A 15,073-nucleotide genomic window follows, 5' to 3' on the forward strand; every position below is an offset into this window, starting at 1 on the left:
TGACGTGCCCGGACTCCGGCATGAATCGTCATTCGTGCCTCGCGATCAAGATTCAATTGCTGCGGCAGGGCTGTTTGTCGGCCGCCCGTTAGCCGACAATTCTCCGCTTGTGATATCTGGACGGAGAAAAGGCATGAAATCAACCTGGGCATTGCTGGCCCTGGCTGTCGGCGCATTCGGCATCGGCACCACGGAATTCGCGCCAATGGGTTTGTTGCCGGTGATCGCGAACGGCGTGGGCGTTTCCATTCCGGCCGCGGGCCTGCTGATCAGCGCCTATGCGCTCGGCGTCATGCTGGGCGCGCCGTTGATGACGCTCGCCTTCGGCAGACTGCGCGCGAAGAAAGCGCTGATCGCGCTCATGTCGATCTTCGTCATCGGCAATCTGCTCTCGGCGATGGCGCCCGGCTACTGGACGCTGCTCGCCGCGCGCCTCGTGACGAACCTGAACCACGGCGCGTTCTTCGGCATCGGCTCGGTGGTCGCGGCGAATCTCGTGCCGCGTGAGAAGCGCGCGAGCGCGGTCGCCACCATGTTCATGGGCCTGACGATCGCCAACATCGGCGGCGTGCCGGCGGCGACCTGGATCGGTCAGCAGATCGGCTGGCGCATGGCGTTCGCCGGCACCGCCGGACTCGGTGTGCTGGCGATCGCCGCATTGGCCGTCGCGTTGCCTCGAGGCGACGCAGGCAAGATGCCGGACATTCGCCGCGAGTTGCGCGTGCTGGCGCGTCCTGACGTGCTGATGGCGATGGCCACCACCGTCATGGGCGCCGGCGCGATGTTCACGCTTTACACCTATGTGGCGCCGGTGCTCGAGAATATGACGGGCGCCTCCGCCGGTTTCGTCACGATTGCGCTGGTGCTGATCGGCATCGGCTTCACGATCGGCAACGGGCTGGGCGGTCGGCTCGCCGACTGGTCGCTCGACGGCAGCACCAAGCTGTTTCTCGGCGCGCTGGCGGTCATCATGGTGGCGCTGCCGTTCGTTCTCACCAGCCACGTGGGGGCGTTGATCGGCATGCTCGTGTGGGGCGCGGCCACGTTCGCGATCGTGCCGCCGGTCCAGATTCGCGTGATGCACGCGGCGGCCGACGCGCCGGGGCTGGCGTCGTCGGTCAATGTGGGCGCGTTCAATCTCGGCAATGCGCTGGGCGCCGCTGCCGGCGGCGCGGTGATTTCGGCGGGATTGGGCTACACGGCCGTACCGATTGCCGGCGCGGTGCTGGCCGCGGCGGGCTTGATACTGGTGTTCGCCGGCCGTGCAGCAAATCGCCGCGCGGTCGAGACCTGCTGAGAGCGAGGCCCAGAACCGGACGGCGTCCCCGGCGGTATTCGCGGGCGACGCGGCGAGATTCGACCGGCGAGAATTTTACGCGGCGCACGCATGCGCAGCGCACGGCTCTGTACGCCCGGCCACAGAGCCCGCTGCGGCAACCATGCACAATCGAAAGCGCTATCCGGGCGGCGCCTGCGGCACACTTGCGCCCTGCGCGCCCGGGCCGCCTGCCGCGCGAACCGATGCACGGTGACGGCGATCACCACCTGCCGCATTGGAGAAGCAATGGGTTGGAAAAGTCTGCTGATCGAAACGCCGGTCTGGTTGATGGCCCGTTTCTACCCGCCACGGTTCGATCCGAATCGTGACACGCCGCGCGAGATTCTGGTGCTGCGTCCGAACGATTTCGGCGAACTGCTTACCACCACGCCGCTCTTCGAGGCGCTGCGCAAACGCTTTCCGACGACGCGCCTGATCGCCGGTGTGGGCAGTTGGGGGCGTCCGATACTCGAGAACAATCCCTTCGTCGACGAGATCGTGGAGATCGACGCGCCCTGGAACAACAAGCTGGTCGAGGACCGCTCGCACGGCAACGTGTTGCGTTTTCTGTGGAAGTCTCCGCAGGTCGCCGCACTGCGCGCGCGCGGCGGCTTTGATGTGGGTATCGACGTGCTCGGCAGCTATATGGGCGCGTTGCTGATGATGCGCACGGGCGTGCGCTATCGCATCGGCGTGCGCGGTTATCGCGGCGGCTGGAGCGGGTGTCAGGCGTTTATCGAATTCGCTGCCCGCCAATGCGGACGCGCGGCGCTCGCGCAGGGCGAACTGCTCGGCGCGACGGCGCTGCCGGAAGCGCGCCCGCAACTGTTCCTGACCGACGACGAGCGTGCAACAGCCGCGCAAATCTGGAATGCGGGCAGCGTGCCGGCGCGCCGAACCGTGCGGTTGATCGTCGGCGTCGGGGCCGGTGTTCCCACCAAGGCGTGGGACGCACGCCAGGTCGGCGCCGCGCTCGCGCAGATCGCACAGACACTGGAAAAAGCCGGCGACGCGTGCGATATCGTGATCGTCGGCAGCAAGGCGGATCAGTTGCGCGCCGCCGAGGCGATCGCAGCGGCGGGGCCGGACGTGCCGGTCCGCTCGCTGGCGGGCGAAGTGCCGATGCGCATCATGTTCGCCCTCACCGAAGGGGCCGGCGTCGTGCTGACGAACTCGTCGATGCTCATGCACGTTGCGGCGGCGTTTCGTCGTCCTACCGTCGCGGTGATCGGCGGGAGCGTGACCAAACCCGACCGGCACGACGCCATCTGGGGTTATCCGCCGCCGTATCGCAGCGTGTCGCCCGAGCAGTATGTCGCGGGTGAACACGCACGGAACTGGCCGAGCGTCGAGCGGGTCGCGCAGGCGGTGCTGGAGGCGGTTGGTACGCAACGGGCGCAAGTTGGTGCGGCGGCCTGACGTCGTGCCGCTGGATGCGTTAGGCTCGCAGCACGGACCTCGTACAAGGACGGAGCAATTGCCGTGGACACGACCGATCTCTCCAACCTCTACCGGAATTACATTGCCTGCCTGAACAAACAGGACTGGCCGAATCTCGGCCAGTTCGTCGACGACGACGCGCACTACAACGGTCAGCGCATCGGCTTATCCGGTTATCGCGAGATGCTGGAGAGAGACTTCCGTGAAATTCCGGACCTTCATTTCGACATTCAGTTGTTGATTTCCGATCCGCCTTATATAGCCAGCCGGCTCGGCTTCGTCTGTACGCCAAAGGGCGCGTTCCTCGGCCTCGCCGTCAACGGAAAGCGCGTTTCCTTCACGGAGAACGTGTTCTATCAATTCCGCAATGGAAAGATCGAGCAGGTGTGGTCAGTGATCGATAAGGCGGCCATCGAAGCGCAGCTTGAATCCGACGGCACGGCTTGAACGTTGAGCCATCAGATTAGTTTTGCGGGCTGCGCGTCACATTCAGATTGGTGTCGAAGAACTTCAGCGCCGCATTTCCAATGTACTCGTGCAGTTCGGTGCGATCCACGCCGGGCGCATCGATACACATTTCCGGCCACGTGTCCCGGCCGTACTGATCACATTCGTTGGCGAAGATTTCATGATCGACGAGGCCCGGCATCACATCCAGTTGCGTGTGCGGCGCGTATTTCGCGGCGAACTCGGCATTCTCTTTGGGCGGGGCCTGCGTGTCCCTCGCACCCACGATGATATAAGCGGGCACCTTCAACTGCGCCACGCTTTGCTCGTCCATGCCGAAACCCTGTAAGTCGCCGGGTGCCATCGCGACGACCGCCTTGACGCGGCGGTCGTACACCTTGAGCGCCGGCGCGGCATCGAGCGGCAACTCCTTGCGCAGCGATGCCGGCGCCAGCTCGTTGTTCTTCCAGGCCCGTTGATAGGCGAGGTACTTGTCCGGATTGACCATCGCGCCGCCAATCCAGAGCGACGTGAAGCCGCCCTGCGAATGGCCGGCAACGCCGATCCGTTCCGGATCGATATGCGGTCCCCAGCGTTTGTCGTTCAGAAGGAAAGTGATGTCCTTGCTGATGTCGACTGGGCGCTGCCAGAGTTTGCTCCGCGTGTACATGATCGTGGCGTCGTAGGTGTTGGCGCGGTAGTGATACAGCGTGGCCACGATATAGCCGCGCGACGCAAGATACTGCGCAAACCAGGCATAGTAAAGTCCATTGCTGCCATGCCCGTGGGAGAACATGACGAGCGGACGCTTTATCCCGTCGGAGACGATATTGGCGTTCTTGTAGAGATGCAGGTTGGTGAAGAAAACCATGCGCGTCGGCATGGCGGAACTGGCAGGCACGGCGGGATAGAACAGCGTGAGCGCGAGGTGTCGGTTGCCTTGCGCCGTGTCGACGTATTCGAGTTGTTTCATCCCGACCGGATAGGGTGCGCCAGGCTGGATGGATTGCGCAAACGTGATGGCAGACCACATGGCCATGCAGCCGCATAGGATCGCCGATAGCCGACGGATCAATCCACGCTTCGTCAGCAGAGCTGTTTTCATTTTTTCCTCTTTCTGACAACCGGATCGATTTGCGTGGTTTCGTGAACTCCGCGTGTTTATCGGGCCGCGGCTGTCGGCGGCGGGCTCTGCACGACGGGCGCGGCAGCTTGCAGAATGTCGTCCCGAACGCGAGTGCGCGGCGGGTAGATGCGTACGCAGTTGATGGTTTGCTTGGTCGTCTTGGCGGCGTCGCCTTCGGACACGAGATGCCGGTCCCAACCCTCCGTGTATACGGCGCCCCAGGGACCGAGATCGAGAATGGTCGTGTACCAGTCGATATGAAGCGGCAGCATCTCGCCGCCGAACAGATCGCAGACGACGTTGTGACCGGCATAGCGTCCCATCGGCCGGCTGTGCTGGCATGACATGACGGATGGCCGCGCGCCATCGATCAACACGCGCGCGCAATCGCCGGCAGCGAATACATGCGCTACGTTTTCCACGCGCATGAACGCATCCACCGGAAGGCGTCCGAGCGGATCGAGTGTCACAGGGATTTGCGCGGTCAGCGCGTTCGCGCGCATGCCGCCGCACCAGATCACCGTGGCGGCTTCAATGCGCCGGCCATTCGTGAGCTCGACGCCGTCGGCGTCCACTGACTGCAAGGACACGCCGGCGAGCATCTCGACGCCGAGGGCATCCATTGCGCGCTCGATGACAGGCTGCGCGCCGCCCATAGCCTGGCCGATCTTCGCCGAGCGATCGGCCAGCACGACGTGCACGGCGTCGCGATGCGCGTCGCCCGCGATGCCGCGCAGCCGCGCCGGCAGTTCGGCCGCCAGTTCGATTCCGGTCAAACCGGCGCCGACCACCACGGCCGTAAACGCACTCGCCGCACTCGCGAGCGACGGCAAGCCGCGCAGATGCGCGGCGAGTTTCGTTGCGCCAGAGAATGTATCGACGTCGAACGCGTGCTCGGTCAAACCGGGAATATCGGGGTGGACGAGTTGGCTGCCCGCCGCGATGACGAGCCGGTCGTAAGCCAGTGTTTGCGTCTGTCCTTGGGTCTGAAGCGTGATGCCGCCGTTCGCCACATCGATGCCGGATACCGTGCCTTCGACGAGCCGCACGCCGATCGGCTCGAGCACATCGGCTAGCGGCACGCGCGTCTCGTCCAGATTCTGTTCGTAATTCCGCACCCGAATACTGTGGTACGGCGTGCCGTTGATGACGACCACCTCCACCTGATCGGCGGGAACGCGCAGTTCGTCGAGTTTGCGCGCCGCGCCCACCGCGCTCCAGAGTCCGGCGAAGCCTGCGCCGATCACCACGATCCGCTTCAAGACGCTCTCCCAGGGAAATCCGTGCGGACCTTCAAATCCTCGGCGCAGCGGCCGATTCGAGGTCGTGATTGTCTGCGCTGGTAGCTTACTCGTGCCGAAGAGGCCGGTGAAGCCGATCGTCAGTGCTCGTCCGCCAACCCGGCAGATTTGACACGATTACGATAAAATCGCATGCGATGTATAATGCCGTTAGCGAGGCGTTAGCCTCTACCCAACGAGGACGCAGATGAAATCGACCGACCAACCAGCTTCCGCGGATGTGAAGCTCTCCGACTTCCTGTGCTTTGCGGTCTATTCCGCGAACCTGGCGTTCGGCAAGGCATACAAGCCGATTCTCGAAGAGCTTGGGCTCACCTATACGCAATACATCACGATCATTGCGCTGTGGGAGGAGGACAACCAGACCGTCAGCAGTCTGGGCGAGAAACTGTTCCTGGAGTCCAACACGCTCACGCCGATCCTGAAGAAGCTGGAGGCGGCGGGATATGTGGAACGGCAGCGGGACCCCGAAGACGAGCGTCAGGTGCGGGTCGGCTTGACGAAAAGCGGTCGGCGGTTGCGCGAAAAAGGCCTGAACATGGACCTCGTCGAAGCAACCGGCCTCGCGCCGGACGAGTTCTCGAAAGTGCAGAAGGCGATCGTGACGCTGCGCAACAATCTCGTCAAAGCGGTTCAGAACGGGGAATGAGCGGCGGATCACGCGATCCATGCGCGCATCAAGCGCCTTTCCAAACGAAGAAGCCCGCGAACGATGTTCGCGGGCTTCTTTTTTGTTGCGCCACGGCGTTGCTCGACCGTTGGCGCTTGAATTAACCTTCAGCCGCGCTCGGGCAGCTTCCAGTTCGGGCGGACGAAGTGGCACGTGTATCCGTCGGGAATGCGCTCCAGATAGTCCTGATGTTCCGGCTCGGCTTCCCAGAACGGGCCGGCGGGAACGATCTCGGTGACGACCTTGCCAGGCCAGAGATCCGATGCCTCGACGTCGGCGATGGTGTGCTCGGCCACTCGCTTCTGCTCATCGTCGAGATAGAAGATGGCCGAGCGGTAGCTCATGCCGATGTCGTTGCCCTGGCGGTTCTTCGTCGTCGGATCGTGGATCTGGAAGAAAAACTCCAGGATCTTGCGATAGCTGATCTGGCGCGGGTCGAACACGATTTCCAGCGCCTCTGCGTGCGTGCCGTGGTTGCGGTAAGTGGCGTTGGGCACGTCGCCGCCCGTGTAGCCCACGCGCGTGGACAGCACGCCGGGATAGCGCCGCAGCAGGTCTTGCATGCCCCAGAAGCAGCCGCCGGCCAGGATGGCGGTTTCGGTTTGCGTCGTCATTTCAATCCAATCCTTTTCGTCAGTGGTTGGCTCGCCGTTTTTCGGATGCGGTCCCGCAAGCATGCCAGAGATCGGCACGGCCAGTCGGCCGGCAGGCAAAGCCCTTCGTGCCGACCTGGGGCATTGGCAAGCTAACCGGCCGCGCTGCGTGCCGCGGCCGGCTGCGCGCTTTAGTGACGTGCGTAAAGATTGTCGTGAGGCGCGACGGCGGCGCGGCTTGCGGACTCGGAGTGGCCGGAGACGACACCGCCATACGCGGCTTGCGAGCCGGCTGCGTCGTCGGCACTCGCCGCGACGGTTTGCGCGCTCTGCCCGCGTTGCGACGCTGGGGCGCCGACCGAAGGGCGATAGAAGGGGGCCGGACCATAGCCGCTGGCGAATGCGGGCGCGGCGGCGGAAGCAGAAAGTGCGACGAGCAATGCAGCAACGAGTTTGGTTTTCATGATGGAACTCCGCATAAAAGATGTTTGGTAAGAGGCGCGAGCCTTGCCGGATCGCGCCCCGAAAAGCCGATTCAGTGATGGAAAAGGATCAGACCACGTTGACCACGACGTCGATGTTTCCGCGCGTTGCTTTCGAATACGGGCAGATTTCGTGCGCTTCGTGCGCGAGGGCCTCGGCAACTTTGCGCGCCACGCCCGGCACGCTGACGTCGAAGCGGGCCTGGAGGAAGTAGGCGTCGCCGGTCATGCCCAGATCCACCTCGATATCCACCGACAGATCGGCCGGAAGCGTCACCTTTTTCGCCTGAGCCACGAGGCCGATCGCGGAGATGTAACAGGCCGACCAGGCGCCCGCGAACAACTGCTCCGCGGTCGGATGCGCCTGGACGGCCGGGAACGCGATGTCGTCGCCGGCGCCTTTGGCCGTCGACAGATTGAGGTCGACGCGGCCGCCGCGGCCGCTGAACTTCGTGTGGGTTTTGCCGGTGAGCAGGACGGTTTCGATCTTGGTCATGATGAATTCCTTGAAAGAGAGAGGGTGTCTAATCGCTTTAAATCGCATGCGATGCGATCGCATGCGTCGCATAATGAGGGAGAAGTTTGGCCTTGTCAAGCGCATGAGATTAAATCGCATACGATTTTTGATAGCAAAAGCCGCGATTAGTCGATGGCCGTCAGGAAGCGGTTGTCTTAACCGGGTTGGCGAAACAAGCCGCTGACCACGATTTCCGACCGGTCCGCGCCGTTCCGATCAACTAGACTACGGGTAGCCCAATCCGACGCGCCCAACGCCGTGAAGCGAACGACGATCCCGGAGAACGACAAGAAAGAGATCAGCGCCGACGCGCAAAACCGCGCGGCGAGCGATGGCATTCAAGGCGAACCCACGGGCGAGGACGGGCGTGGCGTCCTAAGAAGAGCGACGATTTGGCTTGAGCAGATGGATCCCGGCACGCATCGCCGGATCAAGGGACTGCGGCTTATCACCGCCTACGGCATCGCCGCTGCGCTCGGGACGTTGCAGGACATCACGCATGGTTTGCCCGGCGCGACGCTCGTCGCCTCGCTGGCCGGCAACTTCGCGCTGTGGGCCAGCGTCTCGGAAGCGCGCGTCTCGCGGCCCGAATCCAGCCGCGACCTGGCACTCCTGTGTGCCGCCGCCGTGCTCGGCGCGGCCATGTTCATCGCATTCGCCCCGCTCCTGCAGTCGATCGGCAAATCGGGCCCGGAACTGACGCTCGTCACAGGCGCCTTTCTGGTCGGCTATCTCAAGCGCTTCGGCATTCTGGGTGCGGGAATGGGCTCCCAGATATACATCGGCCAATTGCTGGCTTACAACGTCCATCTGACGACGGTCGATCTGCCGGCGGTCGGAGTGGCGGGACTGATCGCGATTATCGCGTGCATCGTTCCACGGCTGCTCAGCGGCCCGGCGGAGCGTCCCGCCATGACGGTGCTTTCGCCCGTCAACGTGCCGGATCGCTGGATACTTTCCGCTGAACTCATCATGGGCCTGCAGGCGGCAAGCGGCGCGCTGGTCGTCGTTGTCTTGAACGAGACGATCGGACTCAAGGAGTCCGCCTGGGCGATCACGGCAAGCACCTACGTGGTTGCGGGCTCCGCGAGCGGCACGGCGGAACGGGTGCGCCGACGGATCATCGGTACGTTGATCGGCGTTCCGGTGGGTTTAGCCTGCCTGCCGCTCGTCGAGCACGCGCCGCTGCTCGCCTGGGCCGCCGTCGCGGCCGCCATGATCGTCTACGCGATGACGTTGCCCGATCGCTACGACATCGCTTGCGGAGCGTTCGCCTTCACGCTGATCGTGACGCTGGCGATCGGCGGCGTGCACTCCATTTCGATTCTTGGCGCGCGCGCCTGGGAGACGCTCCTCGGCGGCGTGCTTGGACTGCTGGCGGCGAAGTTCATCTTCCCGCTGCGCTTGTGACGGGCCGGGGTGGAGAGCGTCGCGCGACCGTCCGCAAGCCTACGACCCCAGCTTTTCCATCAGGAAGTCGACGAAACTACGCACGCGCGAGGACAGATGCCGCGCATGCGGGTAAAGCAGCACGAACGGCCGCGAGCAACCGCCATAGGGAATGAGCAATTCCTTGAGCGTTCCTTCAGCAAGGTCTTTCTCGACAATGAACCGGTAGGTTTGAAAAATACCCGCACCGTGACGCGCGAGCGTCGCCCCAGCAAGCACGTCGCCCGATGACGTGCAAGCGCCGCTCGTCATCGTCTCGACAACTTCGTCTTCGTGTTTGAACAGCCACGGAAGATTGCGGCCGGTGCTCGGCAACGCGTACTGGACACAGTCGTGATGGATCAGGTCGTCCGGCGTTTTCAGCTTGGCGGCGCCACTCAGATAAGCCGGCGAAGCGATGACCACCAGTTCCGCGTCCTCGATCGTGCGCGCGATCAGCCCGGAGTCTCCGGGCGCCGCGCCGCGAATGGCCAGGTCGAAGCCTTCTTCGCCAAAATCGATGTTGCGATTGCTGAGATGCGTTTCCACCGTCACGCCCGGATAGCGCTTGCGAAACTCGGCCAGCAGGGGAAGCACGCGGTAGTGTCCATATGGCGTCGGCATGCTGATGCGCAGCACGCCGGTCGGCGCGGTTTGCTGTCCGGTCGCTTCGCGCTCGGCTTCGGCGAGCTGGGCCAGCGCCAGACGACATTGTTCGAAGTAGCGTCGTCCCGCATCGGTTAGGCGGATCTGTCGGGTGGTCCGCACGAACAATCGCACGCCGAGGCGCTCTTCCAGACGCGCGACCGTACGACTGACGGCGGCCGGCGTGACGCTCGCGGCGTTGGCGGCCTCGGTGAAACTCTCCAGTTCGGCCGCGAGACAGAACAGTTCGATACTGCCCAGAAGGACATCTTCAAATTGACGCTGCATGGTCTCTCGGCGAAGTGCCTGATCGCGCTGTCTTGTCCGGGCGGAATGCCGCCCGGAACGGCCGCAGCGCGAACGCAACGGCGGCGCGGCCGCGTTGGATGCGGAACAAGGGTTCAAACGGAATATCAGGACTATATTGTAGTGAGACTCGATGAGGAAGCGACATGAGCAATCAGACAGACAACCGCGCCTTGCTGCACGTGCTGGGCATCGACAAACCGATCATTCAGGCGCCGATGGCCGGTGTCACCACGCCTGCTCTGGCTGCGGCAGTTTCCAATGCGGGCGGGCTCGGCTCGCTGGGCGTCGGAGCGATGAACGCTGACGGCGCGCGCAAGGTGATCAGGGAGACGCGCGCACTGACGGGCAAGCCGTTCAACATCAACGTGTTCTGCCATCAGCCTGCGCAAGCGGACGCGGCGCTCGAGCAGCAATGGTTGAGCTGGCTTGCGCCGCACTTCGAAAAATATGGGGCAACGCCGCCGGCCAAGCTGTCGGAGATCTACACGAGCTTTCTTGCGGATCCCGCCATGCTGGCGGTTTTTCTGGAGGAGAAGCCGGCGATCGTCAGTTTCCACTTCGGCTTGCCTTCCGGCGATGTCATCGCCGAACTGAGGAAGGCGGGCATCAAGCTGCTTGCCAGTGCGACCAATCTGGAGGAAGCGGCGCAGGTCGAAGCGGCCGGCGTCGATGCGATCGTGGCGCAAGGGATCGAGGCCGGCGGGCATCGCGGTGTCTTCGACCCGGATGCATTCGACGACAGGTTGGGCACGTTCGCCCTGACGCGTTTGCTGGCCAGGGAATGCCGGCTGCCGGTGATCGCCGCCGGCGGCATCATGGACGGCGCCGGCATTGCGGCGGCGCTCGCGCTCGGCGCTCAGGCCGCGCAGCTTGGCACGGCCTTTGTGACGTGCCCGGAAACGTCGATCGACGAGGGTTATCGTCGCGCGATGCTCGGTGAGGCGGCTCGCCGCACGACGTTCACGGCGGCGATCTCCGGGCGGCTGGCGAGAAGCATGGCGAACAGCTTCACGGCGCTCGGCGCCGACCCGCATTCACCCAGGCCGGCCGCCTATCCGATTGCCTACGACGCCGGTAAGGCGCTGAATGCGGCAGCGAAGGCGAAAGGCGAGTTCGGCTACGGCGCGCATTGGGCAGGCCAGGCCGCCGCGCTGGCAAGGTCGTTGCCCGCGGCGGAACTGATGGTCCAGCTGGAGCGCGAACTGAAGCAGAGCATCGAGCAGCTGCGGCAGTTCGCGAACTAAAAACTGGAAGGCCAACGGGTAGAGCGATCCCCGCCCGACGCTCAACCCGGCTTCTGGGCCAGCTGCTTGCGATAGGCTTCGACCGGCAATCCGCCCCAGCCCCAGTTTTCGGTGTCCACTTCTTCGATGACAACGAAGGTCGCTGCGAGCGGCTTGTTCAGCACGTCCAGCAGCACCTGACTGACGCCTGCGATGAGCTGGGCTTTTTCGTCGGCTGTGACGGCATCGTTGCCGGGTTTGGAACCTTCGCGGGTCACCTGAATTGTGACGATAGGCATGGCGTTCTCCGTAATCCTCGGTTGACGTGAAGGCGCCGATCAGCGGCGCCCTGGCGTGATCAGTGGCCCGCGCTCTGGCCGCCGTCGACGTGCAGGATTTCGCCCGTCACGAACGGCGCTGAATCCAGATACAGGACAGCGCCCACGATATCGCTCATTTCGCCCATGTGCCCGACAGGATGCAGCCCGCCGAGCGCCGCATGGGTTTCTTGCGCATGCATCGGCGACTTGATGATGCCCGGCGAGACGGCGTTCGCGCGGATGCCTCTCTTCGCGTATTCGATCGCCAGCGACTTCGTGGCCGCGTTCAGGCCGCCCTTGGTCAGTGAGGCCAGCACCGAGGGTACGCCGTCGATAGCGTGGTCGACGAGGCTCGTCGAAATGCTGACCACGTGGCCGCTGCCATTCTTTTCCATCTCGGCAATGGCGAGTTGCGTGATGAAAAAGAAGCCGTTGAGGTTCACGGCGGTGACGTTTGCGTAGTCTTCGGCCGTATAGCTGGTGAAGGGCTTGGCGACGAAGATGCCGGCGTTGTTGACGAGCGTGTCGATGCGGCCAAAGCGGGCAATGGCTTCGGCAATCACGCGCTGCGCGGTGGCCGGGTCGCCGATATCGCCTGCCACGGTCAGGACGTTGGGATCTTCCGAGGGCTTGACCGAACGTGCGGTGGCGACGACGCGGTAGTCGAGCTTGCGAAACGCGTTGACCAGTTCGGCGCCGATGCCTTGCGATGCGCCCGTAACGACGACGACTTTTTGTGACGTGTTCATGGCTAAATCTCCGGATAAGTAACTTGGGATCAAATGCTGATCGGGCCAGCGGCTCCGATGGGTATGAAATCTAGGCGCATCGGCGCCGATCTCGAACACCCGCCATGGACAAACAGTCTTGCGTGCGAGGTACAAATGGGATTTGCGGTGGTTGGGCGCGCGAGGCTTACGCCGCGCCCGGCATCGCTAGTCGCTGCCGGCGGCGCTAACGCGATTATTTTTGGCTTTCCGCCGAGGCCATGCGAAAGACCGAGAGGCCTTCCATCGGGTCCAGTGATTCCCGCCAGGGCGCGCGCTTCAGCAAGCGGACCGTGTCTTCGTAACCCGCAAGCCAGCGCCGCTTGATGCCCGCCGACGAAAAATCGATATCCCTGTTCAGGTCATCGTTATCGAATGCCGGTGCGTCGAGTTCCAGCACTCGCATCGTGGTGCCGCAACCCCAGCCGAGGAGGTCGCGCACCTGCGGATCGTCGCGTACTTCTTCGGGCAGATGCTGTCCGAGTTCACGAATCACGTGGCGCAAGCGGTGAATCTGCTTCTGTCGATCGAGATGACTTTCCGCGCGGCTCGAATACTGAATGTCGCGCTGCCGGCTCATGACCTGCAAGATCGATTCGGGTTCCGGACCGCTCGAAGGCCATAACTGCACCGAAAAAATCACCGAGTCGCGCCGCGGGCGGTCGTCGAGCACGGCTTCGAGCGGCGTATTCGAATAGATGCCGCCGTCCCAGTACGATTCGCCTTCCAGTTGCACCGCTGGGAAGCCGGGCGGAAAAGCGGCGGAGGCCATCACGTGTTCGACGTCGAGCAGCGCGTCGCGATTGGTGAAGTAGCGCATGCGTCCGCTGCGGACATTGACGGTGCCGACTGTCAGCCGCGTCGCCTTCTGATTCAGGTAGTCGAAATCGACTAGCGAGGACAAGGTTTCGCGCAGCGGTCCGGTTGAATAGAAAGCTGCCTGATCGGAACGGACGCGTGCCTGAATGCCCGCCCAGGATTGCAACTGTGGAGTGAAAAACGACGGCACACCTTGAGTGACCGTGGCAAGGTCGCGCAGCCAGTTTGCGAGTCCCGGCAGCCAGCTTGCTGCCTCGACGCCATGACGCGCCACGCCGTTCCAGAACTGGGTCAAGCGCGCCATGCGGTTCTCGGGCAGATTGCCGGCGATAATCGCGCCATTTATCGCGCCGATCGACGTGCCAATGACCCAGTGCGGTTCGACTTTGCCGTCATGAAGTGCCTGATACACGCCCGCCTGGTACGCGCCGAGGGCGCCGCCGCCCTGAAAGACCAGGACAATCTGGCCGGGAATGTTCGGTGGGGCGTCCGGCCCGCCGGCTGCGCCGGTCTCGTGTTCGACGTGCGTTTCGTTGCCCATGACAAGCCTCCTGGACACCTGCTGCGGTGCCGCTGATTTTGCCACGGTATGGATCCGCACCATCACCGGCAGTGGTGAATTTAGTCAAACCGTGGAGCCGGGTGGCAGGCGCAAACGCGCGGGTGAGCCGAGCGTTTGAGCGGCGCGACGCTTTACGCCTTCGGCAGCCTGGATTTTCTGCTGCGCTCTCGCGGCTTCGGCTCGACGCCCACGCGCGGATCGCGGGCGAGCACCAGCGCCGTCAGCCGTTCGGTGACAGTTTCGAACGCCGGATCGTCTTGCGGTATGTAGAGCCATTTGCCGAGCACGGGATGCGGCCGCAAGGCCGGTATTTCTTCGATCAGCGCGGCGTGACGGTCGTGTGACGTGCACACCAGCAGGCCATTCCACGGCTTGTCGCGATCCGCGGCGATCAGGCACAAGAGTCCATCGATATAAGCGGCGTCGCTGCCGAACATCCGCTTGCTGATGTAAGTCGGATCGCGCTCGAACGCGTCGAAGATCCAGATGAGCGAGTTGCGCACGGATGAGGGCATCGGCGTGAAGTCCTTGGCGACGTGTGCGATGAGGAGCGAAAAGCATAGCACCGCGACGCCCGGCCGCCCTTCGTCAATCGGTGCAGATCACCGCGGTCAGCAGCAACGGAATGACCGAGTGCACCTTGGCGGTGCTTCCGGCCGCGCGCACGCGCGTTTCGACCGACTCGCTCGGCGCGGACAGCACGACGCCGTATAACGGGCCCGCGAGAGCCTGGCCGCGGCCTTTCTTGAACATCCCGTCGTCAGGCTCGTAGCCGAGCACGGCGTAGACGCGAAAGCCGAAGACGGTCATGTCGCTGCCGTGCACGGGACGAAACGCGTTGACGGAGTTCTTGTCGACCCGCATGGGATTGGACTCGATGTACTTGTCGTCGATGAGTTTCGTGATGAACGCGTGGGGACGCGCCTGGCAGTCGAACTGATCGTCGAGCGCGTAGGCATGCGAGGCCGCCGGGCAGAAGCCGACGCTTGAGACGAGGAGTGCGGCAAGCACTCTGAAAGGACGAGGTTCCATGACTGACGGCCCAAACTGCGGGCGTCGACAGGCTTGAACGCACGCTAGTCATCAGTCTCTCATGGCTGCGTGAA

17 protein-coding genes are annotated in these 15,073 nt (G+C 63.6%); 6 read left to right on the plus strand and 11 right to left on the minus strand.

All coding sequences use genetic code 11. The annotated features are described in order from the left end of the window. The first annotated feature begins 133 nt into the window (after positions 1-133). The 3 genes from P0D73_RS30255 to P0D73_RS30265 all read left to right on the plus strand — a co-directional run bounded on the left by P0D73_RS30255 (position 134) and on the right by P0D73_RS30265 (position 3,205). Entirely contained in the window at positions 134-1,297 is a 1,164-nt protein-coding gene (locus P0D73_RS30255; protein WP_408434224.1) for an MFS transporter, read from the plus strand. Between the two features lie 267 nt (positions 1,298-1,564). Next, the gene (locus P0D73_RS30260) at positions 1,565-2,737 is read left to right on the plus strand and encodes a glycosyltransferase family 9 protein (protein ID WP_408180248.1); all 1,173 of its coding nucleotides are present in this window, start codon (positions 1,565-1,567) and stop codon (positions 2,735-2,737) included. 63 nt (positions 2,738-2,800) lie between these two features. Beyond that, positions 2,801-3,205, plus strand: a complete 405-nt coding sequence (locus tag P0D73_RS30265; protein WP_408180249.1) for an ester cyclase — start codon at positions 2,801-2,803, stop codon at positions 3,203-3,205. A 16-nt stretch (positions 3,206-3,221) separates the two neighbouring features. On the opposite strand, the gene P0D73_RS30270 is transcribed toward P0D73_RS30265, so the two are convergent. After that, complete coding sequence (locus tag P0D73_RS30270; protein ID WP_408180250.1) at positions 3,222-4,310, minus strand: alpha/beta hydrolase family protein; 1,089 nt, start codon at positions 4,308-4,310, stop codon at positions 3,222-3,224. 56 nt (positions 4,311-4,366) lie between these two features. Beyond that, the gene (locus P0D73_RS30275; protein ID WP_408180251.1) at positions 4,367-5,593 is read right to left on the minus strand and encodes an NAD(P)/FAD-dependent oxidoreductase; all 1,227 of its coding nucleotides are present in this window, start codon (positions 5,591-5,593) and stop codon (positions 4,367-4,369) included. A 226-nt stretch (positions 5,594-5,819) separates the two neighbouring features. On the opposite strand from P0D73_RS30275, the gene P0D73_RS30280 reads away from it, so the two are divergent. Beyond that, positions 5,820-6,281 carry a MarR family winged helix-turn-helix transcriptional regulator gene (locus P0D73_RS30280; protein ID WP_121309326.1) on the plus strand — a complete coding sequence of 154 codons (462 nt, stop codon included), beginning with the start codon at positions 5,820-5,822 and terminating at the stop codon, positions 6,279-6,281. Positions 6,282-6,409: 128 nt separating this feature from the next. Here P0D73_RS30280 and msrA read toward each other — a convergent pair whose 3' ends face one another. The 3 genes from msrA to P0D73_RS30295 all read right to left on the minus strand — a co-directional run bounded on the left by msrA (position 6,410) and on the right by P0D73_RS30295 (position 7,873). After that, complete coding sequence (msrA, locus tag P0D73_RS30285; protein WP_408180252.1) at positions 6,410-6,916, minus strand: peptide-methionine (S)-S-oxide reductase MsrA; 507 nt, start codon at positions 6,914-6,916, stop codon at positions 6,410-6,412. 170 nt (positions 6,917-7,086) lie between these two features. Next, a complete protein-coding gene (locus P0D73_RS30290) occupies positions 7,087-7,359 on the minus strand; it encodes a hypothetical protein (protein WP_408283740.1) in 273 nt (90 codons plus the stop codon). Positions 7,360-7,447: 88 nt separating this feature from the next. Then, entirely contained in the window at positions 7,448-7,873 is a 426-nt protein-coding gene (locus P0D73_RS30295; protein WP_408283737.1) for an Ohr family peroxiredoxin, read from the minus strand. A 426-nt stretch (positions 7,874-8,299) separates the two neighbouring features. On the opposite strand from P0D73_RS30295, the gene P0D73_RS30300 reads away from it, so the two are divergent. After that, entirely contained in the window at positions 8,300-9,304 is a 1,005-nt protein-coding gene (locus P0D73_RS30300; protein WP_408283995.1) for an FUSC family protein, read from the plus strand. A gap of 39 nt (positions 9,305-9,343) precedes the next feature. Here the strand turns inward: P0D73_RS30300 and P0D73_RS30305 are convergent, their stop codons facing one another. After that, complete coding sequence (locus tag P0D73_RS30305; RefSeq protein WP_408434228.1) at positions 9,344-10,255, minus strand: LysR family transcriptional regulator; 912 nt, start codon at positions 10,253-10,255, stop codon at positions 9,344-9,346. Positions 10,256-10,419: 164 nt separating this feature from the next. Between P0D73_RS30305 and P0D73_RS30310 the strand changes: the two genes are divergently transcribed. Next, positions 10,420-11,520, plus strand: a complete 1,101-nt coding sequence (locus P0D73_RS30310) for an NAD(P)H-dependent flavin oxidoreductase (protein WP_408434231.1) — start codon at positions 10,420-10,422, stop codon at positions 11,518-11,520. Positions 11,521-11,561: 41 nt separating this feature from the next. On the opposite strand, the gene P0D73_RS30315 is transcribed toward P0D73_RS30310, so the two are convergent. The 5 genes from P0D73_RS30315 to P0D73_RS30335 form a co-directional block, all read right to left on the minus strand. Then, positions 11,562-11,798 (minus strand): tautomerase family protein, encoded by a 237-nt coding sequence (locus P0D73_RS30315; RefSeq protein ID WP_132378662.1) that lies wholly within the window; start codon positions 11,796-11,798, stop codon positions 11,562-11,564. Between the two features lie 59 nt (positions 11,799-11,857). Continuing rightward, complete coding sequence (locus P0D73_RS30320) at positions 11,858-12,568, minus strand: SDR family NAD(P)-dependent oxidoreductase (protein ID WP_408180257.1); 711 nt, start codon at positions 12,566-12,568, stop codon at positions 11,858-11,860. A 214-nt stretch (positions 12,569-12,782) separates the two neighbouring features. After that, positions 12,783-13,946 carry a patatin-like phospholipase family protein gene (locus tag P0D73_RS30325; RefSeq protein ID WP_408434235.1) on the minus strand — a complete coding sequence of 388 codons (1,164 nt, stop codon included), beginning with the start codon at positions 13,944-13,946 and terminating at the stop codon, positions 12,783-12,785. A 152-nt stretch (positions 13,947-14,098) separates the two neighbouring features. Continuing rightward, positions 14,099-14,482, minus strand: a complete 384-nt coding sequence (locus tag P0D73_RS30330) for a hypothetical protein (protein ID WP_408180259.1) — start codon at positions 14,480-14,482, stop codon at positions 14,099-14,101. Between the two features lie 73 nt (positions 14,483-14,555). Further along, complete coding sequence (locus P0D73_RS30335) at positions 14,556-14,999, minus strand: hypothetical protein (RefSeq protein ID WP_132378654.1); 444 nt, start codon at positions 14,997-14,999, stop codon at positions 14,556-14,558. Between the last annotated feature and the right edge of the window lie 74 nt (positions 15,000-15,073).

The organism is Paraburkholderia sp. RL18-101-BIB-B (genome assembly GCF_046026985.1).
In the GTDB taxonomy this organism is placed as follows: Bacteria; Pseudomonadota; Gammaproteobacteria; order Burkholderiales; family Burkholderiaceae; genus Paraburkholderia.